The 23784-nt window shown below is 69.1% G+C and carries 29 protein-coding genes; 11 read left to right on the top strand and 18 right to left on the bottom strand.

From position 1 onward, the window contains the following. Positions 1-116: 116 nt before the first annotated feature. Positions 117-860, top strand: coding sequence for an MIP/aquaporin family protein (locus ACIA8G_RS17450; RefSeq protein WP_396419500.1), 744 nt, complete (start codon positions 117-119; stop codon positions 858-860). Between the two features lie 14 nt (positions 861-874). Beyond that, a complete protein-coding gene (gene glpK, locus ACIA8G_RS17445; protein ID WP_396419499.1) occupies positions 875-2383 on the top strand; it encodes a glycerol kinase GlpK in 1509 nt (502 codons plus the stop codon). Between the two features lie 35 nt (positions 2384-2418). Here glpK and ACIA8G_RS17440 read toward each other — a convergent pair whose 3' ends face one another. The 4 genes from ACIA8G_RS17440 to ACIA8G_RS17425 form a co-directional block, all read right to left on the bottom strand. Then, positions 2419-2955 (bottom strand): sortase domain-bontaining protein, encoded by a 537-nt coding sequence (locus tag ACIA8G_RS17440; protein ID WP_396419498.1) that lies wholly within the window; start codon positions 2953-2955, stop codon positions 2419-2421. Positions 2956-3053: 98 nt separating this feature from the next. After that, the gene (locus ACIA8G_RS17435) at positions 3054-3647 is read right to left on the bottom strand and encodes a class F sortase (protein ID WP_396419497.1); all 594 of its coding nucleotides are present in this window, start codon (positions 3645-3647) and stop codon (positions 3054-3056) included. Beyond that, entirely contained in the window at positions 3644-4348 is a 705-nt protein-coding gene (locus ACIA8G_RS17430; protein WP_396419496.1) for a hypothetical protein, read from the bottom strand. The genes ACIA8G_RS17435 and ACIA8G_RS17430 overlap by 4 nt, the downstream gene beginning before the upstream one ends. A 62-nt stretch (positions 4349-4410) precedes the next feature. Then, entirely contained in the window at positions 4411-5814 is a 1404-nt protein-coding gene (locus ACIA8G_RS17425) for an NAD(P)H-quinone dehydrogenase (protein WP_396419495.1), read from the bottom strand. Positions 5815-5923: 109 nt separating this feature from the next. Between ACIA8G_RS17425 and ACIA8G_RS17420 the strand changes: the two genes are divergently transcribed. Beyond that, on the top strand, positions 5924-6373 hold the full coding sequence (locus ACIA8G_RS17420) for a gamma-glutamylcyclotransferase family protein (protein WP_396419494.1): 450 nt from the start codon (positions 5924-5926) through the stop codon (positions 6371-6373). Positions 6374-6379: 6 nt separating this feature from the next. Here the strand turns inward: ACIA8G_RS17420 and ACIA8G_RS17415 are convergent, their stop codons facing one another. The 8 genes from ACIA8G_RS17415 to ACIA8G_RS17380 form a co-directional block, all read right to left on the bottom strand. Beyond that, on the bottom strand, positions 6380-7186 hold the full coding sequence (locus tag ACIA8G_RS17415; protein ID WP_396419493.1) for an ESX secretion-associated protein EspG: 807 nt from the start codon (positions 7184-7186) through the stop codon (positions 6380-6382). After that, positions 7186-8376 carry a PPE domain-containing protein gene (locus ACIA8G_RS17410; protein WP_396419492.1) on the bottom strand — a complete coding sequence of 397 codons (1191 nt, stop codon included), beginning with the start codon at positions 8374-8376 and terminating at the stop codon, positions 7186-7188. The genes ACIA8G_RS17415 and ACIA8G_RS17410 overlap by 1 nt, the downstream gene beginning before the upstream one ends. Position 8377: 1 nt before the next feature. Next, positions 8378-8683 carry a transcriptional regulator gene (locus ACIA8G_RS17405; RefSeq protein ID WP_396419491.1) on the bottom strand — a complete coding sequence of 102 codons (306 nt, stop codon included), beginning with the start codon at positions 8681-8683 and terminating at the stop codon, positions 8378-8380. Positions 8684-8840: 157 nt separating this feature from the next. After that, entirely contained in the window at positions 8841-9416 is a 576-nt protein-coding gene (locus ACIA8G_RS17400) for a DUF3558 domain-containing protein (protein ID WP_396419490.1), read from the bottom strand. Between the two features lie 6 nt (positions 9417-9422). Beyond that, positions 9423-9989 carry a GNAT family N-acetyltransferase gene (locus ACIA8G_RS17395; RefSeq protein WP_396419489.1) on the bottom strand — a complete coding sequence of 189 codons (567 nt, stop codon included), beginning with the start codon at positions 9987-9989 and terminating at the stop codon, positions 9423-9425. 10 nt (positions 9990-9999) lie between these two features. Further along, positions 10000-10773 carry an HAD-IA family hydrolase gene (locus tag ACIA8G_RS17390; protein ID WP_396419488.1) on the bottom strand — a complete coding sequence of 258 codons (774 nt, stop codon included), beginning with the start codon at positions 10771-10773 and terminating at the stop codon, positions 10000-10002. Then, the gene (locus ACIA8G_RS17385; protein ID WP_396419487.1) at positions 10752-11135 is read right to left on the bottom strand and encodes a DUF1707 domain-containing protein; all 384 of its coding nucleotides are present in this window, start codon (positions 11133-11135) and stop codon (positions 10752-10754) included. The genes ACIA8G_RS17390 and ACIA8G_RS17385 overlap by 22 nt, the downstream gene beginning before the upstream one ends. Positions 11136-11166: 31 nt before the next feature. After that, positions 11167-12933 (bottom strand): acetyl/propionyl/methylcrotonyl-CoA carboxylase subunit alpha, encoded by a 1767-nt coding sequence (locus ACIA8G_RS17380; protein WP_396419486.1) that lies wholly within the window; start codon positions 12931-12933, stop codon positions 11167-11169. 133 nt (positions 12934-13066) lie between these two features. Between ACIA8G_RS17380 and ACIA8G_RS17375 the strand changes: the two genes are divergently transcribed. Then, positions 13067-13720, top strand: a complete 654-nt coding sequence (locus ACIA8G_RS17375) for a hypothetical protein (RefSeq protein ID WP_396419485.1) — start codon at positions 13067-13069, stop codon at positions 13718-13720. On the opposite strand, the gene ACIA8G_RS17370 is transcribed toward ACIA8G_RS17375, so the two are convergent. The 3 genes from ACIA8G_RS17370 to ACIA8G_RS17360 form a co-directional block, all read right to left on the bottom strand. Continuing rightward, the gene (locus ACIA8G_RS17370) at positions 13717-14997 is read right to left on the bottom strand and encodes a dicarboxylate/amino acid:cation symporter (protein ID WP_396419681.1); all 1281 of its coding nucleotides are present in this window, start codon (positions 14995-14997) and stop codon (positions 13717-13719) included. The genes ACIA8G_RS17375 and ACIA8G_RS17370 overlap by 4 nt on opposite strands. 193 nt (positions 14998-15190) lie before the next feature. Further along, on the bottom strand, positions 15191-15790 hold the full coding sequence (locus tag ACIA8G_RS17365) for a Maf family protein (protein WP_396419484.1): 600 nt from the start codon (positions 15788-15790) through the stop codon (positions 15191-15193). Continuing rightward, positions 15750-17192 carry an MFS transporter gene (locus tag ACIA8G_RS17360; protein WP_396419680.1) on the bottom strand — a complete coding sequence of 481 codons (1443 nt, stop codon included), beginning with the start codon at positions 17190-17192 and terminating at the stop codon, positions 15750-15752. Before ACIA8G_RS17360 ends, ACIA8G_RS17365 begins: the two co-directional genes overlap by 41 nt. A gap of 35 nt (positions 17193-17227) precedes the next feature. On the opposite strand from ACIA8G_RS17360, the gene ACIA8G_RS17355 reads away from it, so the two are divergent. After that, a complete protein-coding gene (locus ACIA8G_RS17355) occupies positions 17228-17614 on the top strand; it encodes a hypothetical protein (RefSeq protein WP_396419483.1) in 387 nt (128 codons plus the stop codon). A gap of 64 nt (positions 17615-17678) precedes the next feature. Here the strand turns inward: ACIA8G_RS17355 and ACIA8G_RS17350 are convergent, their stop codons facing one another. After that, on the bottom strand, positions 17679-17900 hold the full coding sequence (locus ACIA8G_RS17350; protein WP_396419482.1) for an acyl-CoA carboxylase subunit epsilon: 222 nt from the start codon (positions 17898-17900) through the stop codon (positions 17679-17681). Continuing rightward, positions 17897-19534 (bottom strand): acyl-CoA carboxylase subunit beta, encoded by a 1638-nt coding sequence (locus tag ACIA8G_RS17345; RefSeq protein ID WP_396419481.1) that lies wholly within the window; start codon positions 19532-19534, stop codon positions 17897-17899. The genes ACIA8G_RS17350 and ACIA8G_RS17345 overlap by 4 nt, the downstream gene beginning before the upstream one ends. Positions 19535-19651: 117 nt before the next feature. Between ACIA8G_RS17345 and ACIA8G_RS17340 the strand changes: the two genes are divergently transcribed. From ACIA8G_RS17340 to ACIA8G_RS17325, 4 genes are read left to right on the top strand one after another with little or no spacing between them, the layout of a single operon-like run. Beyond that, positions 19652-20470, top strand: a complete 819-nt coding sequence (locus ACIA8G_RS17340) for a biotin--[acetyl-CoA-carboxylase] ligase (protein WP_396419480.1) — start codon at positions 19652-19654, stop codon at positions 20468-20470. 13 nt (positions 20471-20483) lie between these two features. Further along, positions 20484-21008, top strand: a complete 525-nt coding sequence (locus tag ACIA8G_RS17335; protein WP_396419479.1) for a PH domain-containing protein — start codon at positions 20484-20486, stop codon at positions 21006-21008. Further along, positions 20995-21924 carry a hydroxymethylglutaryl-CoA lyase gene (locus ACIA8G_RS17330; protein ID WP_396419478.1) on the top strand — a complete coding sequence of 310 codons (930 nt, stop codon included), beginning with the start codon at positions 20995-20997 and terminating at the stop codon, positions 21922-21924. The genes ACIA8G_RS17335 and ACIA8G_RS17330 overlap by 14 nt, the downstream gene beginning before the upstream one ends. After that, positions 21921-22466: a GNAT family N-acetyltransferase gene (locus ACIA8G_RS17325; RefSeq protein ID WP_396419477.1), complete on the top strand. Its 546-nt coding sequence runs from the start codon at positions 21921-21923 to the stop codon at positions 22464-22466. The genes ACIA8G_RS17330 and ACIA8G_RS17325 overlap by 4 nt, the downstream gene beginning before the upstream one ends. Here ACIA8G_RS17325 and ACIA8G_RS17320 read toward each other — a convergent pair. Further along, the gene (locus tag ACIA8G_RS17320; protein ID WP_396419476.1) at positions 22450-22887 is read right to left on the bottom strand and encodes a MaoC family dehydratase; all 438 of its coding nucleotides are present in this window, start codon (positions 22885-22887) and stop codon (positions 22450-22452) included. The genes ACIA8G_RS17325 and ACIA8G_RS17320 overlap by 17 nt on opposite strands. Positions 22888-22986: 99 nt before the next feature. On the opposite strand from ACIA8G_RS17320, the gene ACIA8G_RS17315 reads away from it, so the two are divergent. Continuing rightward, complete coding sequence (locus ACIA8G_RS17315; RefSeq protein ID WP_396419475.1) at positions 22987-23472, top strand: YbaB/EbfC family nucleoid-associated protein; 486 nt, start codon at positions 22987-22989, stop codon at positions 23470-23472. Further along, a complete protein-coding gene (locus ACIA8G_RS17310) occupies positions 23469-23783 on the top strand; it encodes a WXG100 family type VII secretion target (RefSeq protein ID WP_396419474.1) in 315 nt (104 codons plus the stop codon). Before ACIA8G_RS17315 ends, ACIA8G_RS17310 begins: the two co-directional genes overlap by 4 nt. Position 23784 lies beyond the last annotated feature (1 nt).

The raw sequence follows: 23784 nt of genomic DNA, 5'->3' as shown, positions 1-23784 counted from the left end.
CCGGCATGGACAAGTGATCAGTAGTAGGAATAGCGTCCGAGCGTTGTGGGCGGGCGGCGCGGCCTGGCCTCCGGGTTTGCGCTCCCTCCTGTGCCGGAAACTTGGGAGGTCGGCGAATGAGCGCAGGCTCGATCTTCGTGTGGGAGATGCTGGGGACGGCGGTCCTCATCCTCCTGGGCACCGGTGTGGTCGCCAACCAGGTGCTCAAGAACACGCTCGGCAACAGCACGGGTTTCCTGTTCGTCAACGTCGGCTGGGCGTTCGCGGTCTTCACCGGTGCGAGCATCGCGAACCCGAGCCAGGCACACCTCAACCCGGCGGTCACGTTCGGTCTCGCGATCGCCGACAAGACGCCGTGGGGCGACGTGCCGTTCTACGTCCTCGGCCAGATGGTCGGGGCGATCATCGGCGCGATGCTCTGCTGGGCGACCTACAAGATGCAGTTCGACGCCCACGACGAGCCGCAGAACACCCTCGGCATCTTCTCCACCGGACCGACCATTCCGAACAAGGTGTGGAACCTCGTGTCCGAGATCATCGGCACGTTCGTGCTCGTCGCGTGGATCCTGCTGTCGCCTGCCGCAAAGGCCGGTGACGGTGGCGTGCCGCAGTTCGGCAACTCGGCGCTGGGCTACGCCGGCGTCGCGTTCGTGGTGCTGGTGATCGGTACCTCGCTCGGTGGCCCCACGGGCTACGCCATCAACCCGGCGCGTGACCTCGGTCCGCGCATCGCCTACGCGTTCCTCATGCCCATCCGCAACAAGGGCAACGCCAACTGGGGCTACTCCTGGGTGCCCGTAGCCGGCCCGCTCGTGGGTGCCGCGCTCGCCGCGTTGCTCTTCCTGGTTCTCCCGGTCTGAAAGGACTCATCCGCATGTCCCAGTACGTGGCCGCGATCGACCAGGGCACCACGTCGACCCGTTGCATGATCTTCGACCACTCGGGTCGGGTGGTGTCGGTCGACCAGAAGGAACACGAGCAGATCTTCCCCAAGGCCGGGTGGGTCGAGCACGACCCGATGGAGGTCTGGCAGAACACCCGCCAGGTCACCGCGGGCTCGCTCGCGAAGGCCGACCTGACCACCTCCGACATCGCCGCCGTCGGCATCACCAACCAGCGCGAGACCGCGGTGGTGTGGGACAAGAACACCGGCGCGCCGGTCTACAACGCCATCGTGTGGCAGGACACCCGCACCGACAAGATCGTGCAGGAGCTCGGCGCGCTGGGCGGTGGGCAGGAGCGCTACCGCGCCAAGGTCGGCCTGCCGCTGGCGACCTACTTCTCCGGACCCAAGATCCGCTGGATCCTCGACAACGTCGAGGGCGCCCGCGAACGTGCCGAAGCCGGCGACCTGTTGTTCGGCAACATGGACACGTGGGTGCTGTGGAACATGACCGGCGGCGCCGACGGCGGTGTGCACGTCACCGACCCGACGAACGCGTCGCGCACCATGCTGATGGATCTCGACACACTGCAGTGGGACGAGTCCATCGCGGCGGACATGGGCATCCCGCTGTCGATGCTGCCGGAGATCCGTTCGTCGTCCGAGGTCTACGGCCAGGTGCGCGAGCGCGGTGCGCTGGCCGGTGTGCCGATCTCCGGCATCCTCGGCGACCAGCAGGCGGCCACGTTCGGCCAGGCCTGCCTCTCGCCCGGTGAAGCCAAGAACACTTACGGCACCGGCAACTTCATGCTGCTCAACACCGGCACCGAGAAGGTGATGAGCGAGAACGGCCTGCTGACGACGGTCTGCTACAAGATCGGCGACGCCGCCCCGGTCTACGCGCTGGAGGGCTCGATCGCGGTCACCGGTTCGCTGGTGCAGTGGCTGCGCGACAACCTCGGCATGATCGGCACCGCGGCCGAGATCGAGGAGCACGCGCGGGGTGTGGAGGACAACGGCGGCGCGTACTTCGTGCCCGCGTTCTCCGGTCTCTTCGCGCCGTACTGGCGTTCCGACGCCCGCGGCGCGATCGTCGGCCTCACCCGGTTCGTCAACAAGGGCCACCTCGCGCGGGCCGTGCTGGAGGCAACCGCGTTCCAGACGCGTGAGGTGCTCGACGCGATGAACGCCGACTCGGGCGTCGACCTGACAGCGCTGAAGGTCGACGGCGGCATGGTCGTGAACGAGTTGCTGATGCAGTTCCAGGCGGACATCCTCGGCGTGCCGGTGATCCGGCCGGTGGTCGCGGAGACGACCGCGCTGGGTGCGGCCTACGCGGCCGGGCTCGCGGTCGGGTTCTGGAAGACCGAGGACGACATCCGCGAGAACTGGGCGATGGACAAGCAGTGGGAGCCGCAGATGGACGACGCCCGCCGCACGTCCGAGTACGCGAACTGGAAGAAGGCCGTCACGAAGACCTTCGACTGGGTCGAGGACTGAGCTTTGGCCGCTGCCTCGTCCTGGGCTTCGCCGAATCAGGACGAGGCAGCGGCGTGCACGATCACGTTGTCGCGGGTGCCGCACGTGATCAGCCGCAGCCCCTCCTCGGCCTCGTCCCTCGCCACGGCCTCGGCGAAGAAGTCGTCCCGGATGATCCTCTCGGTGCGCGACACCGTGAACAGCGCGACCGAGCCGTCCTTCTTGGACACTTCGAGGGTGTCGCCCTGCTGCAGGTCGTTCAGCCGGTAGAACACCCCTCTGGCCTTGTTGCTCTCGATCCGGCCGACGATGATCCACTGCTTCGGATGCGTTTGGTACCAACCGGCCTGCATGCCCTCGTTGGCCGGCGGCGTCTCGACGACGCCCTGCGATCCGAGCCCGAGCGCGATCAGCGACGACCGCACGCCGATGCGCTCGATCCGCAGCTCCATGGGATCCGACTTGCCCAACGGTGACACCACCGGCGGCGGAGCGCTGTCGCTCGTCGCCGCCGATGGCTTCGATGCCGGCGCCTGGGAGCAGGCGGTGGCCAGCGCCACACTCAGCACCGCGATCAAGACACGAGTCCCCACGGAGTCATTGACGCACATCCGGTGGGTTAGTTGCTCATCCAATCAAGACGGTTTTCCCCGAGTTTTTGACAGGTGTTCTGTGCTGTGTTCTGGGCCACTCAGATCAGCGTCGCGTAGATGATGATGTTGTCCCGGTAGCTGCGGGCGGCCGCGTCGAAGCTGCCGCCGCAGGTGATCAGCCTCAGCTCCGCCGCGGCGGTGTCGCCGTAGACGGCCTCGGTGGGGAACCGGTCCTTGGCGATCTGCTCCTTCTTGTGCACGCGGAACCTCGCTGTGGTTCCGTCCTTTCTGGACACCTCGACCTCGTCGCCCTCGGCGAGCTCGTGCAGCCGGGAGAAGATGCCCGGCTGCTTGTTGCCGTCGACGTGGCCCAGCAGGACGGCGGGACCGGCCTCGCCTGGCGTGCGGGCGAGCTTGTACCAACCGGCCTGCATCGGCTGCTCGACCGGCGGCACCTCGACCGTCTCGTCCGGGTTGAGGCCGAGCGGGATCAGCGAGGACTTCGCGCCGATCTTCGGGATGCGGACCTCGGTCGGTTCCGACGGTGGCAGGCCCCCGGCGGCGCTGGTGTCCGAAGTGGACGTTGCGGTCGAGGTCGGCGGGGCCGGAGCGGTGGGCAGGACGACGTCGGGTGACGAGGCGCAACCGGTCAGCAGCGCCAGCGTCACCAGAGCCGTTGCGAGCGTCTTCACGCGGTACCGCCACCGCCGGTCTGCGCGGCACCCTTCGGCTTCACGATGGGCGCCTTGGGCTTCGGCTTGGCGGCCGGCGGAGTGGTCTTGGTCGGCGGCGGCGTGCTCGTGCTGGTGGGCGGAGTCCCCTTGATCGTGAACAGCGTGGTGAAGGGGTCTGGTTTGCCCGAGCAGCGCAGAGTCGCGGTGTAGGTGCCCGGCGTCGTGATCGCCGTGGTGGTGCCCTCGTACCAGCGCGGATCGGTGACGAGGGGACGGAGCGGTTCGGCGAAACCGGGTGAGGTGATGGGCCCCTCGGGGTCGCAGGCGAACCGGAAGACCTTGGTGTGCATCTGTCCGCCCGGCTCGACGAGCGCGTTGAGGCTCCAGCCGGTCAGGCCCGGTTCCTGCACGACGAACTGGACCGAATAGGACTTGCCGGCGCACTCCGCTGTCGCGGTGTAGCCACCGGCCTTGTCGACCACCCGGACGACGCCCTCGATTCCGTACTCGACGGGCTCCATCTGCACGGGGCTCACGAAGCCGGGGGACGTGGCGACGGTCGGCGTCCGGCAGCCGACCAGCGACACCCCGACCTCGGTGTTGATCTGCGGACTCGGCGGCCACACTTGAAGGTAGATCTCGGCTTGCGCCTGCGCGGCGGCCGGGACGACTGCGAGCAGACTCAGCGCGCTCAGCAGTGTTGCGACACTTCTTCCCACGACTTCCTCCCCAGGGTCGGTGTGCCTAGAGCACGCGCGAACCCGGGGAGGGGTTGCCCTGGTCAGTCCAGGTCGTCGTGACGCATCAGCTGGCGACCGGACTCGGTGATCGAGCCCGACAGCGACGGGTAGACCGAGAAGGTCGTGGCGAGGTGCTCGACGGTCAGCTGGTTCTGCACGGCCAGCGCGATCGGCAGGATGAGCTCGCTCGCGTTCGGCGCGACGACCACACCGCCGATGACGACACCAGTTGCCGGGCGGCAGAACAGCTTCACGAAGCCACGGCGCAGACCCTCCATCTTGGCGCGGGGGTTCGTGGCGAGCGGCAGCATGATCGTGCGGGCCGGGACCTCGCCCGAGTCGATCGCCTGCTGGCTGATGCCGACGCTGGCGATCTCGGGGTTGGTGAAGACGTTCGCGGCCACGGTCTTGAGCTTGATCGGGCTGACGCCCTCGCCCAGCGCGTGCCACATCGCGATGCGGCCCTGCATGGCGGCCACTGACGCGAGCAGCAGGATGCCGGTGCAGTCGCCGGCCGCGTAGACGCCGCTGACGTTGGTCCGGCTGACCCGGTCGACCGGGATGTACCCGCCGCGACCGAGTTCGATGCCGATCTTGTCCAGGCCGATGTTCTCGGTGTTCGGGACGGAACCGACGGTCATCAGGGCGTGCGACGCCTCGATCGTGCGACCGTCTTCCAGGTGGATGAGCACGCCGTCGCCGGTGTTCTCGACCTTCTCCGCGCGGGCGTGCTTGACCACGGCCGTGCCGCGCTCGGCGAACACGTCCTCCAGCACCGCGGCCGCGTCGGCGTCCTCGTGGGGGAGCACCCGGTCCCGGCTGGAGACCATGGTCACCTTCACGCCCATCTCGGTGTAGGCGGAGGCGAACTCGACACCCGTCACACCGGAGCCGATCACCGCGAGGTGCTCCGGCAGTTCGGGCAGGTCGTAGATCTGGCGCCAGTTGAGGACGCGCTTGCCGTCCGGCTCCGCGCCCTGGAGCACCCGCGGCGTGGCGCCCGTTGCGATGAGCACCACATCGGCGGTGAGGACCTCTTCGCCGCCGTCCGCGCTCGTGGCGATGACCCGGTGCTGCGCGAGACCCTTCGAGTCGTCCGCGAACTTCGCGCGGCCGTTGATCAGCCGCACGCCCTCGCGCTGCAGGCGCGCCCGGACGTCCGCGGACTGCGCCAGGGCAAGGCCCTTCACACGTCCGTGGACCACCGGCAGATCCACCGCGGCGTGGCCGTTGTTGGTCTGAATGCCCAGCTCACCGGCATTGCGGAAGGCACTACGAGCGCCCGCGGAGGCGATGAAGGTCTTCGACGGCACGCAGTCGTACAGCACGCACGCGCCACCGGCTCCGTCGTTCTCCACCACGGTCACGTCGGCGCCGTGCTGGGCTGCGACCAGGGCTGCCTCGTAACCTGCGGGTCCGCCGCCCATGATGACGATGCGGGTCACGATCATTCCCCTTCTGCGCGCTTGCTGGCCGGCACAACCGTACGCGTTGACCGAATCGCGCGTGTCGTCAGTACCGAAAGCTGATCGTTGGGTCGCTACGCTGTCGGACGTGCCGCTCTATGCCGCGTACGGGTCGAACATGGATCCGAACCAGATGATGGAGCGAGCCCCGTACTCCCCGCTCGCGGGGACCGGCTGGCTCGTGGGTTGGCGCATGACGTTCGGTGGCGAGGACCTCGGCTGGGAGGGGGCTCTCGCGACCATCGTCGAGGAGCCTGACCAGCAGACGTTCTGCGTGCTCTACGACGTCTCGCCGCGCGATGAATCGCGCCTGGACCGCTGGGAGGGCGCGCTCGGCCTCTACAAGAAGATCCGGTTGCGCGTGCAGACCCTCGAGGGGTCTGTGGTGGCTTGGTTGTACGTGCTGGACGCCTACGAGGGTGGCTTGCCGTCGGCCCGGTACATCGGGGTCGTGGCCGATGCGGCCGAAGCCGCCGGAGCGCCCGACGACTACGTGAACGACCTGCGGACCCGGCCCTGCCAGGGGATCGGCCCCTGACGGGCGCTAGGAACCGGCTGCCTCCGCCAGCAGTTCCACCAGGTGGTGGTGCAGCCGCCGGTAGTCCACCGGCGTGATCGTCGACCAGGGCGGCTGCCCCGGCGTCGACCGCCGCATCTGCAGGTAGCGCCCCTTGGGCGTGTCGTAGAAGGCCACCACGCGGTCCGGCCGGACCCGCTTGCCCCACTTGTCGCGGGCGGCGGCGCCGAACTGGCCGCGGTGGGTGGCGTCGCGGACCATCTCGGCCAGCGTGTGGGCGTCGTCCCCGCGCAGGCCGCTGCGCCTCAGCGAGGCCTCCAGGTCCTCGGGAGAAGCCGCTGAGGAGGCCGCTGCGTCCAGGTCGGACGAGGGCAGGGTGATGGAGTGACCCTCCCCGGCGGCGGCCGTGGGCAGCGCCGTGAGGGCCTCGCGCGGCAGACCGTCGGCTTCGGCGGGACGCAGGATCAGCTGGCCCGAGTCCAGGACGGCCAGCACGCCTGCCTGGCCCTTGCCGGCGGCCAGGACGCGGACGCTGCGGTCCACCCAGATGCGGGCGTCGATCTCCTGCTGCGGGCGGTTCAGGACGTGCAGCAGGTCTTCCAGGGTCGGGTCCAGCGAGCGCGGACCGCCGAGACCGCGAGCGCCCAGCTGACGCCAGACCTGATCTTCCAGCGCACGGCGCTCATCGCGGGTCTTGCCCGGTGAGGGGACCTTCAGGACGAGCGGCATCGTCTCCAGGCCCAGGTGGTCCCAGAGGATGTCGAACTCCAGCGTGGAGATGATCACCGGGTCGCGCGTGTCGCTCGCCCCGACGTCCAAGCCGAACAGAGTCATCAGTCTGTCGTGCTCTCCCCGATGACCGGCAGCGTGTAGCTGCCGACCCCGTAGATGTCGTCTCGTTCACGGAGGTAGTCGGCTGCCTTGTGCAGCGTGTCCTCCTCTTCCTCGCCCTTGCGCGGGCCCATGCCGCCGAACGGGTCGAACGACGGCGGCATCGGCACGGCTCGGCGGTGCAGCTGGTCGTTGTTGTTCGACGACGCGCCGACCGTGCCCGTTGGGCCCAGTGCGGAACCCGTCTGGCCCGCGACACCGGCGGCACCGCCGGCGCCCATCATCTGCGCGAGCCCGGCCGACGACGCGGCGGTCGCGCCCTGCTCCATCTGCTTGGGTTCCGACGAGCCGGAGCCGCGGCCGGAGCGCTGACCAGGCACGGCGACACCGGCGGTGCCCGTGCCGGACGCGCCGGAGGTGCCGGCCGACGACACCGAGGTGCCGGTGCCCTTCGCGGCCGCGGCGGCCGGCGTGGCCGTCGTGCCCGAGGTGCGGGTCGAGGGGCCGGGCGGCGTGGCGCCACGCGGCGGAGGTGCGGAGGACGTGCGGGAACCCGAACCGGTGCGGCCGCTCACGACGCCACCGGAGGAGCCGCGCGGTCCGACGACCCAGGCACCGGCCGTGCCGACACCGGCGCCGCCGCTCTGCGAGATCGTGGAGTTGATCTGCAGCTGCGGGGGCTGGCTGAACTGGCCCAGCGTCGAGGTGTTCGCGGTCGTGGACGACGCGTAGGTGGACATGACCTCACGGGCGCGGCGCTCGGCGGCGTCCTGGGCCGCCTCCTGCTTCTCGTGGTCGGTCTGGCCGCCGAAGAGGTGGGTGAGGCCCGTCATCAGGGCACCCGGCTGCTCCGCGGTCACGTTGACCGGGGCCGGCATGTCCGAGCGCGCCTTCGAGATGTGGCCTGCCTGGAGCTCGGCCGAGTACCGCATCACGTCCGCGCCGGTGCGGGCCCCGTCAGCCCAGGCGGCGATCGGGTTCAGGCCGGCCTGCGCCGTCTCGGCGGCCTTGCCCTGCCACTTCGCGCCCGACAGCGTGATGCCGCTGTGCAGGTCGTCGTTGATCTCGGTCAGCGCGGCCGACACGCCCGCCCAGCGCTCCATCGACGCGAACGACGCGGAGGGGCCGGGACCTGCGTGGATGCGTTCGTACAGCTCCTTGTGGCTGTAGCCCTGCCAGCGGTGTTCGGCCATCTCAGCACCCGCTCTTGTTCATCATGCCGGTGTTGTCGCCCTCGACCACGTCGTACTGACGTTCGATCTGGTTGAGGTTGTCCATCGCCGTCTTGAGCTGGCGCTGGTAGTTCTGCAGCGCCTGCAGTGCGGAGTCGCCGTCGGCCACGGACCGGTCGTTGAACTTCTCGGCGGCTTCCTGGCTGACCGGGTCGCCGGCCCACGGCCGCACCCGGAACTCGGTGATCGCGAGCTCGATCTGCTTGTCCAGCTTCGTCAGCGCCGCGGAGAAGGTGTTGCGCAACGCCGGAATCGCTTCTGGTTCCACGTTCAGCTGATGCTGGACGGGCGGCGAGGAGTCAGCCCCGCTACGTCCCCCTGGCGGCATCGTGAGACCTCCGGCGGTTGTGCGTACAAGCGCGTCGACACTCTAGCCACCGAAAGTAACGCTGGGGAGTGGGATCAGTGACATCCGCCCGTGTGGGTCAGCGCTTCTGGAGCAAACCGGCCATCGCCGCCTCGGCCACCCGCTGGGCCCCGAGACAAAGATGATCTTGTTGCACCGCAGTGGAATTCCCGCCATCGCGGAACATGACGTCGAGGAACTGCCCCTCGGCGACATCGATCTCCACGTTGCAGATGTTGTCCACGTCGGGTGTGCGGACGGTAATCGCCGCAAAACCCTCGATCGAGCCCACCGTGTACTCCACCTGGGCGTTGTCGGAGAGCCACACGTCGGCGCCCGAGGCCAGCACGAGCGCGATCCGCGCGACGTTGCCGCTGGTCGTGCTCCGGATCGTGCACGCCTTCGCGTTGCCGAAGCTCGGCTCGACGTACGCGCTCGGCGGGTTGTCGAGGCTCAACGCCAGCAGCTGGTCGGGGGACAGGAGCTCGCACGGCTCCACCCCGTCGAGCGGCACGGCCCGCGGCCGCGGCGGGAAGTCGAGCCGAGTGACCGAGGTCGTCGGGGGCGGCGCCGGGCTGTTCACGGGACTCTGCTCAGGCGCGGCCGTGCATCCGGCCAGCGCCACCGCGACGGTGAGGAGCGCCAGGATCCGCATGGCCGGTCACCGTAGCTGGTCAGGCGAGGGGTCCGAGGCCAGCCGGGACCACAGCAGCATGTCTTCGCGCTGATCATCGACGATCATCTCCTCGCGAAGACGACCCTCCAGGGTGAACCCGCACTTCTCCGCGACCCGCTGTGACGCCTTGTTCGACACCGCGTGCCGGTAGGTGACGCGGTGCAGGCCCATCCCGCCGAACGCGAAGCCCAGCGCCGAGTTGAGCGCGGTGGACAGCACTCCCCGGCCGCGGTGGTCGGGCTGGGACCAGCACATCACCTCGCCGAGCCCGAACCTCAGGTCGAGATCGCGGATGACCACACCAGCGAGCAACTCGGCAGTCGTCGCGTCGCACACCGCCCACGACAGTCGGCTCTCGTACTTCCAGCCGTCGGCCAGGTAGTTGACGAAGATCTCCGCGGCCGCCGCGCCGCCGATGTCCGTCCTCGGCAGGTAGCGCCTGTTCTCCTCGTCGGTGAACGCGGCCACGAGCGCCGGGACGTCGTCGATTCGGTCATCGTGCCGGAAAGCGCGCAGGTAGTACTCACCCGCGTTGATCTCGACTGGCTCCACGGGCCTGAGGCTAATGCTCCGCGGTGAACCCGTCGTGACGTTCGGCCAGCGCGTCGAGCTCGTCCCGCCGCGCGGACGCCGGGGCGCCGTCCGGCGCGGTGGTCAGCTCGATCACCCAGTCCACGTCCTCGGCGTCGTCTTCGCCGGCCAGCATGTCGCGGTGGACCGCGCACGGTCCCCAGCCGTCTGCCAGCAGCTCGGTCGCCAGTTCCTCGGCCTCGTCGCGGTCCGGGAGGATCAGCAGCACGGTCGGCGGGATCAGTCCACGCACCGCCAGCGCCGTCCGCAACGCCGCGGTGTCCGGGACGTGCACGCCGTCCAGACCGGCTGCGCGGGCAGCGGTGACGTTCTCCTCGGTGTCGTCGCAGAAGACCGCCGTCGAGTGGCCGAGCTCGTCGAGCACCCGGCGGAAGATCTCGGGGTCCGGTTTCGCGACGCCGAGCCGGGCCGAGTTGAAGATCGCGTCGAACTCCGCGTCCAGGCCGAGCACGGCCAGGTCCGCCTCCAGCCGGGTGGTCGCGTTGGACACCAGCGCCACGAAGCACTGCCGGCGGGCGGTCCGCACCAGCGCCAGCGCCTCGGTGATCACCTCGCCGGGCGACGCGGACCAGCCGCCCACCTCGTGCCGCCACTGCTCGTCGGTGATCTCGCCGGTGACGGCACGGCGCAGCAGGGACGGCTCGAAGGCGACCTCGGCGATCTCCGGTGGCACGGGCGGGAACGCGCGCAGCACTCCGTCGAGATCTAGCAACAGCAACGGTTTCAGCGCCGGCGTCCGTTCCACTGACCCCACAGCAGCGCCACAGCGGGGATGGCCAGGAAGATCAACGGATTCCGCAGCGCCACGAAGAACACGATGATGACGATCACGCCGACGGCCGGGATGACCATGCCCTCCCACTTGCGCGCGGGAGCCCGCCCCACCGGTTGAACCATCGGCGTGTGCTGCACGAACTGAGGCCGCGGGTCCGGCAGGTCGGTGAACAGCGCGAGCACCTCGCCCCGCGTTTTCGCCGTGGCGATCTTCGCGGACCGGTCGCCGTACTCGGTCACGTCGATGCGGCCCGCCGACATGTGCTCGCCGAGCACCTGCAACGCCTGGTTGCGCTCGGCATCGCCGATGCGGATTTCCCGCGGGTCGCTCACACCACCAATCGTAGGTGAGCGACCCGCGGGGTCAGTCCTTCAGCTCGCAGATCACAGTGCCCTGGGTGATGGGGTCGCCCGCGGCGGCGGCCAGACCCGTCACGGTGCCCGCCTTGTGCGCGGTCACCGGGTTCTCCATCTTCATCGCCTCGAGCACCACGATCAGGTCGCCGGCCTCGACGGTCTGGCCGTCCTCGACGGCCACCTTCACGATCGTGCCCTGCATCGGCGCCGCCACCGCGTCACCCGAAACAGCGGCGGCACTGCCACCCGCGCGCTTCGACTTGGGCTTCTTGGCGGCAGCCGCGGGACGCCCGCCACCCACGGCGAGGTCGCCTGGCAGCGACACCTCGAGGCGGCGGCCGCCGACCTCGACCACGACGGTCTGGCGCGGCGTCTCCTCGTCTGCCTCCGAGGCGCCACCGGCGAACGGCGGGATCTGGTTGTCGAACTCGGTCTCGATCCACCGCGTGTGCACGGTGAAGCCCTCGGGCTTCTCGGCGGTGAACGCCGCGTCCCGCACGATCACCCGGTGGAACGGCAGCACGGTCGCCATGCCGTCCACGACCATCTCGTCCAGCGCGCGGCGCGCACGGGCCAGCGCCTCGTCGCGGTTCTCGCCGGTCACGATCAGCTTGGCCAGCAACGAGTCGAACTGCCCGCCGATCACGGAGCCGCTCTCGACACCGGCGTCGACGCGCACGCCGGGGCCGGACGGTGCGACGAACGTGGTCACCGTGCCCGGTGCCGGCAGGAAGCCGCGGCCGGCGTCCTCGCCGTTGATGCGGAACTCGATCGAGTGCGCGCGCGGCGTCGGGTCTTCGAGGTGGCGCAGCTTCTCGCCGGCGGCGATGCGGAACTGCTCGCGCACCAGGTCGACGCCGGTGGTCTCCTCGGAGACCGGGTGCTCGACCTGCAGGCGGGTGTTGACCTCCAGGAACGAGATCGTGCCGTCCAGCGCGACGAGGTACTCGACGGTGCCCGCGCCGTGGTAGCCGGCCTCCTTGCAGATCGCCTTGGCCGAGGAGTGGATCGACGCGCGCTGCTCGTCGGTGAGGAACGGCGCGGGCGCCTCCTCGACCAGCTTCTGGTGGCGGCGCTGCAACGAGCAGTCGCGGGTGCCGACCACGATCACGTTGCCGTGCGTGTCCGCGAGCACCTGCGCCTCGACGTGCCGCGGCTTGTCCAGGTAGCGCTCGACGAAGCACTCGCCGCGGCCGAACGCCGAGACGGCCTCGCGCACCGCTGAGTCGAAGAGCTCCGGAATCTCTTCCAGCGTCCGCGCGACCTTCAGGCCGCGGCCACCGCCACCGAACGCGGCCTTGATCGCGACGGGCAGACCGTGCTCCTCGGCGAACGCCACGATCTCGTCGGGACCGGCGACCGGGTCCTTGGTGCCGGGCACCAGCGGCGCGCCGGCGCGCATCGCGATGTGCCGCGCGGTCACCTTGTCACCGAGGTCGCGGATCGCCTGCGGGGTCGGGCCGATCCAGATCAGCCCGGCGTCGATCACGGCCTGGGCGAAGTCGGCGTTCTCGGACAGGAAGCCGTAGCCGGGGTGCACCGAGTCCGCGCCGGACTGCGCGGCGGCGGCCAGCACCTTCTCGAACGACAGGTAGCTCTCGCCGGGCGTGTTGCCGCCGAGCGCGAAGGCCTCGTCGGCGAGCCGGACGAACGGCGCGTCGCGGTCGGGGTCGGCGTAGACGGCGACGCTCGTCAGACCGGCGTCACGGCAGGCGCGGATGACCCGGACGGCGATCTCACCGCGGTTCGCGATGAGGACCTTGCGCAGCGACACGGCGTCGTACCTCCTGCTGGACCGGCAATTACGGCTCTGGCTGGTGCCGCAGTCTACGGAAATCGGTGACATTCGAGAGCGAGAGACGGCTCACTTCACATCCATCCTGGGCCCATCCGTCACAATCTGCGCTGTGGGTGGATCCAGGTCGGTGCAGGTGATCGCTGTCGTGGCGGCCGTGGTCGTCGTCGCCGGGGTGGTGTTCGCCTATTTCCAACGGCCGAACAACACCGATTCAGCTCAAACCACCGACACCGGTTTGCGCTGTGGAACGACGGTCTGTCAGACCATCGTCGGCAAATCGGTCGGCAACGACCTCGTCGAACTGCTCGGCGGTACCGGCGGCGGGCGGATCAGGGTCACCGGCGAGTCCGGCCCGTTCATCTTCGAGATGACCATCGCCGAGTCGGGCGCGAAGATCAACGACGACTCGCTGCTGTGCCAGGAGGCCCCGACCAGCGTGTGCCTGGTGCGCGGGGCGGACGGCGACGCGGTGTACGGCGAGGTGCTGATCCGCAAGGGCGGCACGTGGTCGCGCGCGCAGGCGGCGTACCTCTCGAGCGCCGGTTACCTCGGACTGCACGACGTCAACGAGGACGGCACGGCGGACATCGTCGCCGTCCAGCGTGCGTGCGACGGCCTGTGCAACGACGCATTCGTGCAGGTGTTCTCGGCGCTGGGACCGGACGTCGGCTGCACGACGTCGGCGCCGGCGCGAGACCAGCTCCCTGGCTGGCCCGCACCGGCGCCGAAGATGTCGCAGATCCGTCCGTGCGCTGATTCCTAGGCGTTGACGAGTTCGCGGTCCTCAGCCGGTTCCGCGATCAGGCCCTCGCTGCGCGCCACCAGCACCGGCACGGTGATCTGGCCGGCGACGTTGGTCGCGGTGCGCACCATGTCGAGGATCGGGTCGATCGCGTAGACCACAGCCACCCCGGTCGCGATCACCTGCGGCGGCAGGCCGACCACGCTCAGCGTCAGCGTGAGCATCGTGTACCAGCCGGTGGTCCCGGCGGTCGCGAGCGCGCCGAACACGGCGACGAGCACGATGCCGGCGTACTGCCACACCGAGAGCTGGATGCCGAACAGGTTCGCGATGAAGATCGTCGCGACGGCCGGGTAGACCGCGGCGCATCCGTCCATCTTGGTCGTCGTGCCCAGCGGCACGGCGAAGTTCGCGTACTCCTGCGAGACGCCGAGGTCGGCGACCGCCTTGCGGGACAACGGAAGCGTGGCGCCCGACGAGCGCGACACGAACGCGAACTGGATCGCAGTGCCCGCCTTGCGGAAGAACTCGACGGGCGAGGTCTTGCCGACGAACCTCAGCAGGATCGGGTAGACGACGAACAGCACCAGCAGCGTGCCGGCGTACACGGCCAGGATCAACGAGAACAACGGCTTCACGAACGCGTTGCCGTACGACGCGACGGCGTTGCCGATAAGACCGAAGATGCCGATCGGCGCCAGCAGGATGATCCAGCCGACGACCTTCTGCACGAGGTCGAAGAACGACCGCACCAGGTTCGTGAACGGCGCCGCCTTCTCACCGAGCGCGTAGGCGGCGAAGCCGACCAGCACCGCGATGAACACGACCTGCAGCACGTCGCCCTCGGTGAACGCGCTGAAGATGTTGGTGGGCACCAAATTGTCGAGCAACGCGTTCCACGAGCCGGACGCGCGCTTCGCGAGCTTGTCGACCGCACCGGCGGCGGGCTCGATCTGCACGCCCTGGCCGGGCTTGATGATCGCGCCGACCGCGAGGCCGATCAGCACTGCGATGAACGACGTGATGGCGAACCACAGGAACGTCTTGCCGCCGAGCCGGGCGGCGGTGCGGCCGCCGCCGAGGTTCCGCAGCGAGGCGATGCCCACCACGATCGCGGTGAACACCAACGGGATCACCGTCAGCTGCAGCAGCGCCGTGAAAGTGGAACCGATCTTGGTCAGCACGGGCGCGAGCCACGTGCCCTTGCCGAGCCAGCCGGCCAGCGCGCCGAGCATGAGCGCGCCGAGAACTGTCAGGCCGAAGACTTTGGGCTTGCGGTATGTCTGCACGAACGACACAGGGATCTCCTGCACAGGAACGAGCGAATGGGCGTCGGGAGCGGTCAAATCCGACATGGGAGAGGTTTCGTACTCCCCGGACAATCTGAATGTCCAGGACCCCGCGATCCCGCGTCAAAGACTCGTTCCCCTACGCACGCCAACTCTCGTCAGAAGGGCAGTCTTCCCTGATCAGAGGAAGTGTGACCAGCGTCTACCAGAGTGCGGACACCGGAACACCCACGTGGCCGAGCAGCCGGCGGGTGAGCGGCAGGCTGATGCCGATGACGGACGTGTGATCGCCGTCGATGCCGTCGATGAACCAGCCGCCGAGCCCGTCGATAGTGAAGCCGCCCGCGACGTGCAGCGGTTCACCGGTGGCGATGTACGCCTCGAGCTCCTCGTCGGTCGGCGTGCCGAACCGCACGGTCGTCGACTCGGCAGCCGAGGCGCGGTCCGTGATCACGCCCGCGGACACGCGCAGCACGGTGTGCCCGGTGATCAGCACGCCGCTCTTGCCGGCGACCCGCCGCCACCGCTCCCGCGCGACCTCCGCCGTGCCGGGCTTGCCCACCAGCTCACCCTCGAACAGCAGCATCGAGTCGCAGCCGACGACGACGCACTCGTCGTCGTGCTCGATCGCCTCCGCCTTCGCCGCGGACAGCGCGACGACGGTCTCCTCGGGCGTGGGATTCTCGAGCGACTCGACGAGCGCGTCCTCGTCGACACCGGAGACCCGCACGACGGGCTCGATGCCCGCGGACCGCAGGACGCTAAGACGGGCGGGTGACTGGGAGGCCAGGATCAGACGCACGGCCGGAGTCTGCCACGACTCTCCGGAACGCGAACGCGACCGTCAGCCCGATCAACAGCGCCGCGATGAGCACGTAGAACGCCGCCCGCGTCGCCGAGGTGAAGTCGCCGGTCGAGGCCAGCACCACCTGCAGCACCGCGCCCGTGCCCGCGCTGCCCAGCACGTTCCCGAACTGCCGGGAGGTGTTGTAGATCCCGGCCCCCGCACCGAGCAGGTCGCGGGGCAGCGACCTCGTCGAGATGTTCGTCAGCGGCGAGTACACGAGTCCCATGCCGGTGCCGGCGGTGAGCATGGACGGGATCAGCACCCACTGCGAACCGTCGTGCAGCAGGAACGTCATCGCGCCGATGGCGAGCGCCAGCAACGTGAACCCGGTGATCGGCAGGTACTTCGCGTTCGCCCGGTTCGACAGCCGACCAGCGAAGATCGCCACCACACCGGACATCAGCGACGCCGGAGCGGTGACCAGACCCGCCATCAGCGGCGACAGCTTCGGCACCGTCTGCAGGAACAGCACCAGCGGCACGAACCACCCGGTCACCGTGAACCCGATGATGATGTTCGCGAGGTTGCCGAGCGAGAAGTTGCGGTTGCGGAAGATCCGCAACGGCAGCAGCGGCTCGGGATTGCGCCCGGACGCCTGCCACAGCACGAATCCCACGAGCAGCAGCACGCCGACGGCGATGATCTCGGCGATCGTGATCGGCCCCGCCACCCGGCCCCAGTCGTAGTGCTCGCCGTTCTGGACGCCGAACACCAGCAGCCCGAGCCCGAGGCAGCACAGCATCACGCCGAGGACGTCGAATCGGTGCGCACGGCCCGGTTGCAGGTCCGGCACCCACAGGACGAGCAGCACGATTGCGAGCACGCCGACCGGCAGGTTGACGAAGAAGATCCACTCCCAGCCGAGGTGCGTGACCAGCACCCCGCCCAGCAACGGCCCGGTGATCGTGGCGAGCCCGGCGACCGAGCCCCACATGCCCAGCGCCGCGCCGCGCTTGTGCGCCGGGAACAGGTGCGTGATGAACGCCATCGTCTGCGGGGTCATGGCCGCGGCACCGAGACCCTGGAACACGCGGGCCGTGATCAGCGCTTCGGCGCTGCCCGCGAGACCACAGGCCAGCGAGGCGAGCACGAACAGCACGAGCCCGGCGCCGTACAGCCGCTTCGGCCCGAACCGATCGCCGAGCCGGCCGGTCAGCAGCAACGGCACCGCGAACGCCAGCAGGTAGGCGCTGTTCACCCAGATGATGTCGTTCAGGGACGCGTGGAGGCCCGTGATCATGGCGGGCATCGCGACGTTCACGATGGTCGTGTCCAGCAGGGTCATGAAGAACCCGATGCAGAGCGCGTAGACCGCACGCCAACTGGCCCTGTCGTCCGATTGCGTAGGACTACTGATGCGCGACCACCTCTTCCGTCGGCACTCTCGACAGAGTGAAGCGCTGGGTGCTTGTCCTCACCGAACGCGGTTCCGATCGCGAAGGCAAGCGCAGACGGATCGCGGCACTGCTCGTCGTGCTCGGCGGGCTCATTGGATCGTGGGCCGTTGGAAGTGTGCTCGCGAGTGACCCGATCGGGTACGGCGTACCCGTCTGGCCGTTCGCCGACACCGTCGACCGCGCGGAGAACGCGCTGCTCGGCCAGGTCGTGTCGGCCGTGCGCGGCAACCTGCCGCTCAACAGCGACAACGTCCAGGTGCTGCGCAGGACGGCCGCTTACGGCAGCGAGTTCTGGACCCTGAAACTCAAGATCGACGGCGAGATCCGTTGCCGCGAAGTGGCCGTCGGCCTCAGCATCACCAGCCGCCGCGTCTCCTGCTGATCTGACGGCACGCGGGGCCCTTTCGTAGCTTCAGTGCGTACGAAAGCTCCCCGCGTGCACCCGATCAGCCGGGGAAACCGGAGGCGCGCCAGGCGCCGGGGCCGTGCTGGAGGGGGCGGCGCACGCGGCGGGCCGGGTTGGCCCACTCGGAACGCCGCGCCGCCTTGTCCTCGGCCGGGCTGACCGAAGCCAGCCCGGCGATGACAGCGGTCAAAGCCGCCAACTGGTAGTCGTCCGGCGCGCCCTTGACGACCCGGAGCAGCGGCCTGTCCTCGGGCGCGCTCACAGCGGGATGTTCCCGTGCTTCTTGGGCGGCAGCGTCTCCCGCTTGTCCCGCAGCATCGACAGCGCCCGCGCCACGTAACCGCGGGTGTACGCCGGCGGGATCACCGAGTCGACGTACCCGCGCTCAGCGGCGACGTACGGGTTGCACAGCGTGTCCTCGTACTCCTGCTGGAGCTGCGCGCGCAGTGCGTCGACGTCTTCGCCGTGGGCAGCGGCAGCGGCCAAAGTCTTGCGGTGCACGATGTTCGCCGCACCCGACGCGCCCATCACGGCGATCTGCGCGGTCGGCCACGCGAGGTTGATGTCGGCGCCGAGGTGTTTGGAGCCCATGACGTCGTACGCGCCGCCGTACGCCTTGCGCGTGATGACGGTGACCAGCGGGACGGTGGCCTCGGCGTAGGCGTAGATCAGCTTGGCGCCGCGGCGGATGATGCCGTTCCACTCCTGGTCGGTGCCTGGCAGGAAGCCGGGCACGTCGACGAACGTCAGCACCGGGATGTTGAACGCGTCGCAGGTGCGCACGAACCGCGCGGCCTTCTCGGAGGCGTCGATGTCGAGGCATCCCGCGAACTGCGTGGGCTGGTTCGCGACCACACCGACGGAGTGGCCGTCCACGCGGCCGAAGCCCACGAGGATGTTCGGCGCGAACAGCGGCTGCACCTCGAGGAAGTCGCCCTCGTCCAGCACTCGGCTGATGACCTCGTGCATGTCGTAGGGCTGGTTCGCCGAGTCCGGGATGAGCGTGTCGAGCTCGCGGTCGGTGTCCGTGATCGAGTCGCTGACCGAGCCCTCGGTCAGGGTTCCCTCGAACGACGGCGTGTCGGAGAGGTTGTTCGACGGCAGGTACGACAGGAGTTCCTTGACGTACGCGATCGCGTCCTCCTCGTCGCTGCCGAGGTAGTGCGCGTTGCCGGACTTGGTGTTGTGCGTGCGACCGCCACCGAGTTCCTCGAACGTCACGTCCTCGCCGGTGACGGTCTTGATGACGTCCGGGCCGGTGATGAACATGTGCGAGGTCTGGTCGACCATCACCACGAAGTCGGTCAGCGCCGGGGAGTAGACGTGCCCGCCGGCGTTGGAGCCCATGATCAGCGAGATCTGCGGGATCACGCCGGACGCGCGGACGTTGCGGGTGAAGATCTCGCCGTAGAGGCCGAGCGAGACGACGCCCTCCTGGATGCGCGCGCCGCCGCCCTCGTTGATGCCGACGATCGGGCGGCCGGTCTTGATCGCCAGATCCATGATCTTGACGATCTTCTCGCCGTACACCTCGCCGAGCGAGCCACCGAAAACTGTGACGTCCTGGGAGAACACGCACACCGGACGGCCGTCGACGGTGCCGTAGCCGGTCACCACGCCGTCCCCGTACGGGCGGTTCTTCTCCTGTCCGAAGTTGGTGGACCTGTGCCGTGCCAGCTCGTCCAGTTCGACGAACGAACCGGGGTCGAGCAACAGGTCGATGCGCTCGCGGGCGGTTTTCTTGCCCTTCGCGTGCTGCTTTTCGACCGCGCGTGCCGAGCCGGCGTGAACCGCCTCGTCATTGCGCCGGTAGAGGTCAACGAGCTTGCCCGCGGTGGTGTGGACGTCCGGGGCGTCCGCGGGGACGGTCCCGATCGGCTCGGTCGCACTGCTCATGGGGTCGCAGCCTAACGAGACCATTGCGGAACGGCGCCGTGCAGTTGTCCAGGTCACGGCAACCTGTCGGTCATCTCTGATCGCACGTAGAGTCACGCGTTCCAATAGCCTGATGTGATGGACACCGCACTCGACGCCGAAGCGCTGCGCGCGCGGCTGGTCGCCCCCAACGGTCCGTACGCCGCCCTCGACGTCGTGGAGACCACTCCGTCCACGAACGCGGATCTGGCTCAGGCCGCCGCTGCCGGCGCGCCCGATCGCAGTGTGCTGATCGCCCAGGCGCAGAGCGCCGGTCAGGGCCGTCGCGGCCGCACCTGGTCCTCCCCTCCCGGCGGGCTCTACGTAAGCGTGTTGTTCCGGCCCACCGGCGTGCCCGCGCAGCGGTTGCCGTGGCTCAACCTGATCGCCGGCCTCGCGCTCGTGCGGGTCGCCGAGTCGGTCGGCGTCGAGGCGTCGTTGAAGTGGCCGAACGACCTGCTGCTCGGCCCGAAGGCGGAGAAGGGCGCCGGAATCCTGTCCGAGATCTCCGCCGGTGGCGCGCAGGCCGTCGTCGTGGGCATCGGGCTGAACGTGGCGAAGTTGCCGGACGACGTGCAGCCCGCGCCGGGTGGCCTGGCGGCGACGTCCCTGGAGGACGTGGGCGCCGCGGAGCTGGATCGTGGCGAGCTGGCCTTCCGGTTGCTGGCCGAGCTGGCCGTGCTGGAAGGCGTGTGGCGCAAGAACGGTGGCGACGCGGCCGAGTCCGGTCTGCTGGAGGAGTACCAGTCGCACTCGGCCACCATCGGCGAGCGTGTCCGCGTGGAACTGGCGGGTGGCGTGCAGCTGCTCGGCAACGCCCAGCGCATCGAGGCAGACGGCACGTTGGTCGTCCGCGGCACCGACGGAGTCGATCACGGCGTGTCCGCTGGTGACGTGGTGCATTTGCGCCCGGCGTGATTAGGGTTGGCCCATGGCCTACCCCGACGACCTGCTGAGCTCCGGCGAGCACGTCGTGATCCACAAGCACCCCCACTGGAAGATGCTGCTCTTCCCGGTGTTCTGGCTGCTGGTGGTGGTCGCGCTCGGCACCTACCTGGCCGGACTCGTCGTGGACCAGTCGTGGGCCACCATCGCGTGGATCGCCCTCACGATCATCGGTCTCGTGTTGGTGGTGTGGCTCACATTGGCGCCGTTGGTGCGCTGGCGGACCACGCACTTCATCATCACGTCGGAACGGGTGATGGCGCGCGAGGGCGTGTTCAAGCGCACCGGCCTGGACATCCCGTTGTCGCGCATCAACAGCGTCCGGTTCGAGCACAGCCTGCTCGACCGGGTGCTGGGCTGCGGCACGCTGATCATCGAGTCGGCCTCGGACGAGCCGCTCGAGTTCGACGACATCCCGTCCGTGGAGAGGGTGCACTCGTTGCTGTACCGCGAGGTCAACGACAACCCGGACGACGACTTCCACCCGAGGACGCTCGATGGGCGCGCGTGAGGTAGGCCTGCCCGACGTGGTCGGATCCGGATCGCTGCCCTCGCGGGTGACGATCTGGGAGGTCGGCGCACGGGACGGCCTGCAGAACGAGTCCGCCGTCGTACCGGTGTCGGTGAAGCTGGAGTTCCTGGCGCGCCTGGCCGAGGCGGGACTGTCCGTTTTGGAGGCAACGTCCTTCGTGCACCCCAAGTGGGTGCCGCAGCTGGCCGACGCCGCCGAGCTGCTGTCCGGGTTGGACCAGCGGCCGGGCGTCGTCTACCCCGTGCTGGTGCCGAACGAGCGCGGGCTGGACCGGGCCCTCGAAGCCGGGGTCACGCACATCGCGATCTTCGCCTCGGCCACGGAGACGTTCGCGGCGCGCAACCTGAACCGGACGTTGGACACTCAGTTCGAGATGTTCGCGCCGACGGTCGAGCGCGCTCTGGCCGCGGGGATGGACGTCCGCGGGTACGTGTCGATGTGCTTCGGCGACCCGTGGGAGGGCCCCGTCGCGCGCTCCCAGGTCGTGGCCGTCGGCGAGCGGTTGCTGGAGATGGGCTGCTCCGAGCTGTCGCTGGGCGACACCATCGGCGTTGCGACACCGGGCCAGGTGGAGTCCCTTTTGGAGGGCTTCCGGGACGTGTCGCGGCTCGCGGTCCACTTCCACGACACGTACGGGCAGGCGTTGTCGAACACGCTGGCCGCCTTGCGTTGTGGCGTCACGACGGTCGATTCGTCGGCCGGTGGGCTCGGCGGTTGCCCGTACGCGGAGTCGGCTACCGGGAACCTCGCGACCGAGGACCTGGTGTGGATGCTCGACGGGCTCGGGATCGAGACCGGGGTCGACCTGGACAAGCTGGTCGAGTGCTCGGTGTGGATGGCTGAGCAGTTGGGGCGGCCGAGTCCTTCGCGTGTGGTGCGGGCCCTGTCGAAGTGAAGGTCGTCGAGCTGACCGAATCGACCTGGCCGCTGGCCGAGTCGTTGTTCAGCACGAGCAAGACCGTCGAGTGGTGCTTCTGCACGTGGTTCATGCAGACCAACAAGGAAATGGACACCAACGACAATCGCGACGTCCTGCGCGAACGGCTGGGTTCGCCGATCGGGCTGCTGGCGGTGGACGGCGATGAGGCGGTCGGTTGGGTGGCCGTCGCGCCGCGTGCGTCGTACTCGCGCTTGGCCAGGTCGAAGGTCACCGCCGCGGTGTCCGACGACATCGATGGCGTCTGGTCCGTGACGTGCTTCTACGTCCAACGGTTGGCGCGCCGGCAAGGCGTGACGGGGTTGTTGCTGGACGCGGCTGTTGAGCACGCGGCCGCCGCTGGTGCCAGGTCGATCGAGGGATATCCGATCGACACCGAGGGCCGCAAGCTGCAGGCAGGCGAGCTGTACCACGGGCGGCTGACGATGTTCCTCGACGCGGGCTTCAAGCTGGTCGAGCGCAGGGGAACGCGACGCGCGCTCGTCAGCCGCGCGCTGTGAACATCCCCGTCGCGACGAACCGGTAGACGAGTTCGTCACCGCGGTGAGCCGTGCCCTCGAACTCCACCAGCCCGAGCTCAGGCCGGCTCTTCGACAGCCGCGCACTCAGCACCTCGGCCGCGAACGTCAGCCGGTCACCGGGGTACACCGGCGCCAGCCAGGAGAGTTCGCGCCCGCCGGGCGAGCCCTGCGAGGTCGAGTCCGAGAGGACCGCGTCGACCCAGCGGCGCATCCACAGCGAGGCCGTGTACCAGCCGGATGCGGACAAACCGCCGAAAATCGAGTTTCGTCCCGCTTCCTCGTCCAGGTGGAACGGCTGGGGGTCGAACTTCTTCGCGAAGTCCAGCATGTCGTCCCGGTCGACGACGACCTCGCCGAGCGGGATGATTCGGCCTGCAGGCAGATCCTCGAAGGCGATCACACCGATGATCGTACGTAACTGAATTCGCTGGGAACCGATCTAAGTGCGACGGCGTCCAAGAGCCCGAGCCCAGGGCTATGCGTGTGTGAGGGGGACTCGGTGGACGACCACCGTGCGCAGGTCGATGAGCTGCTCGCCGACTACCGGCGCAGCCGAGAGCAGCTGGCGTCCGTCCAGCGCGAGCTCGCGGCCGTGTCCGGGCAGGCGACCAGTCCTGATGGGACGGTCACCGCGACGGTGGGAGCCGGGGGGAAGCTCACGTCGCTGGAGCTCTCCGAGCTGGCCTACCGGCGGCATCGTCCGGAGCAGCTGGCGGAACTGATCCTGCGGACCGTTGCGACGGCCGCTGCTTCCGCCGCTGAGGACACCTATCAGACGTTGAGCACCGTGCTGCCCGCCGCGACGGATCCCGCCGCGCTCGTGGCCGGCACCGCCGACCTGCAGCCTGCCGAGTACGCGCTCGACGACACCGAGACCGTGGATCTGGGGCGGCAGCCCGCCCGTCGTCGCGTTGACGACGACGAGGACAACGAGCAACGGGAGAGCTGGCTCGACTCCGAGCTCATCGACAGGAGGGTGCGATGACCGGGTACGAGGCCGACCTCGAGCGGCTGGACGCCGGCGCGGGGGAGCTGAAGGGCTTTGCCTCCCAGGCGACCGAGATCGCGGGGGCGCTGGACAAGGCGCTGGCGGCGTTCGGTGCCTGCTGGGGGGACGACGCGGTCGGGCGCAGCTTCGCGGCATCGCACGAGAAGCCGTCCGGTGACACCACGGGAGTGTTGTCCGCGTTGGCGACGACGCTGGGGGACGTGGGCGACAAGCTCGCCGCGACGGCCGAGACGTACCGGCACGTCGAGCAGAGCAACGCGTCCGCGATGAAGAGGTTGGACGGCTGAC

The sequence above is a fragment of the Lentzea sp. NPDC051213 genome, assembly GCF_044455585.1.
Taxonomy (GTDB): Bacteria; Actinomycetota; Actinomycetes; order Mycobacteriales; family Pseudonocardiaceae; genus Lentzea.
Note: the sequence above shows the minus strand (reverse complement) of the source record. Positions and strands in the feature narration are given on the sequence as shown.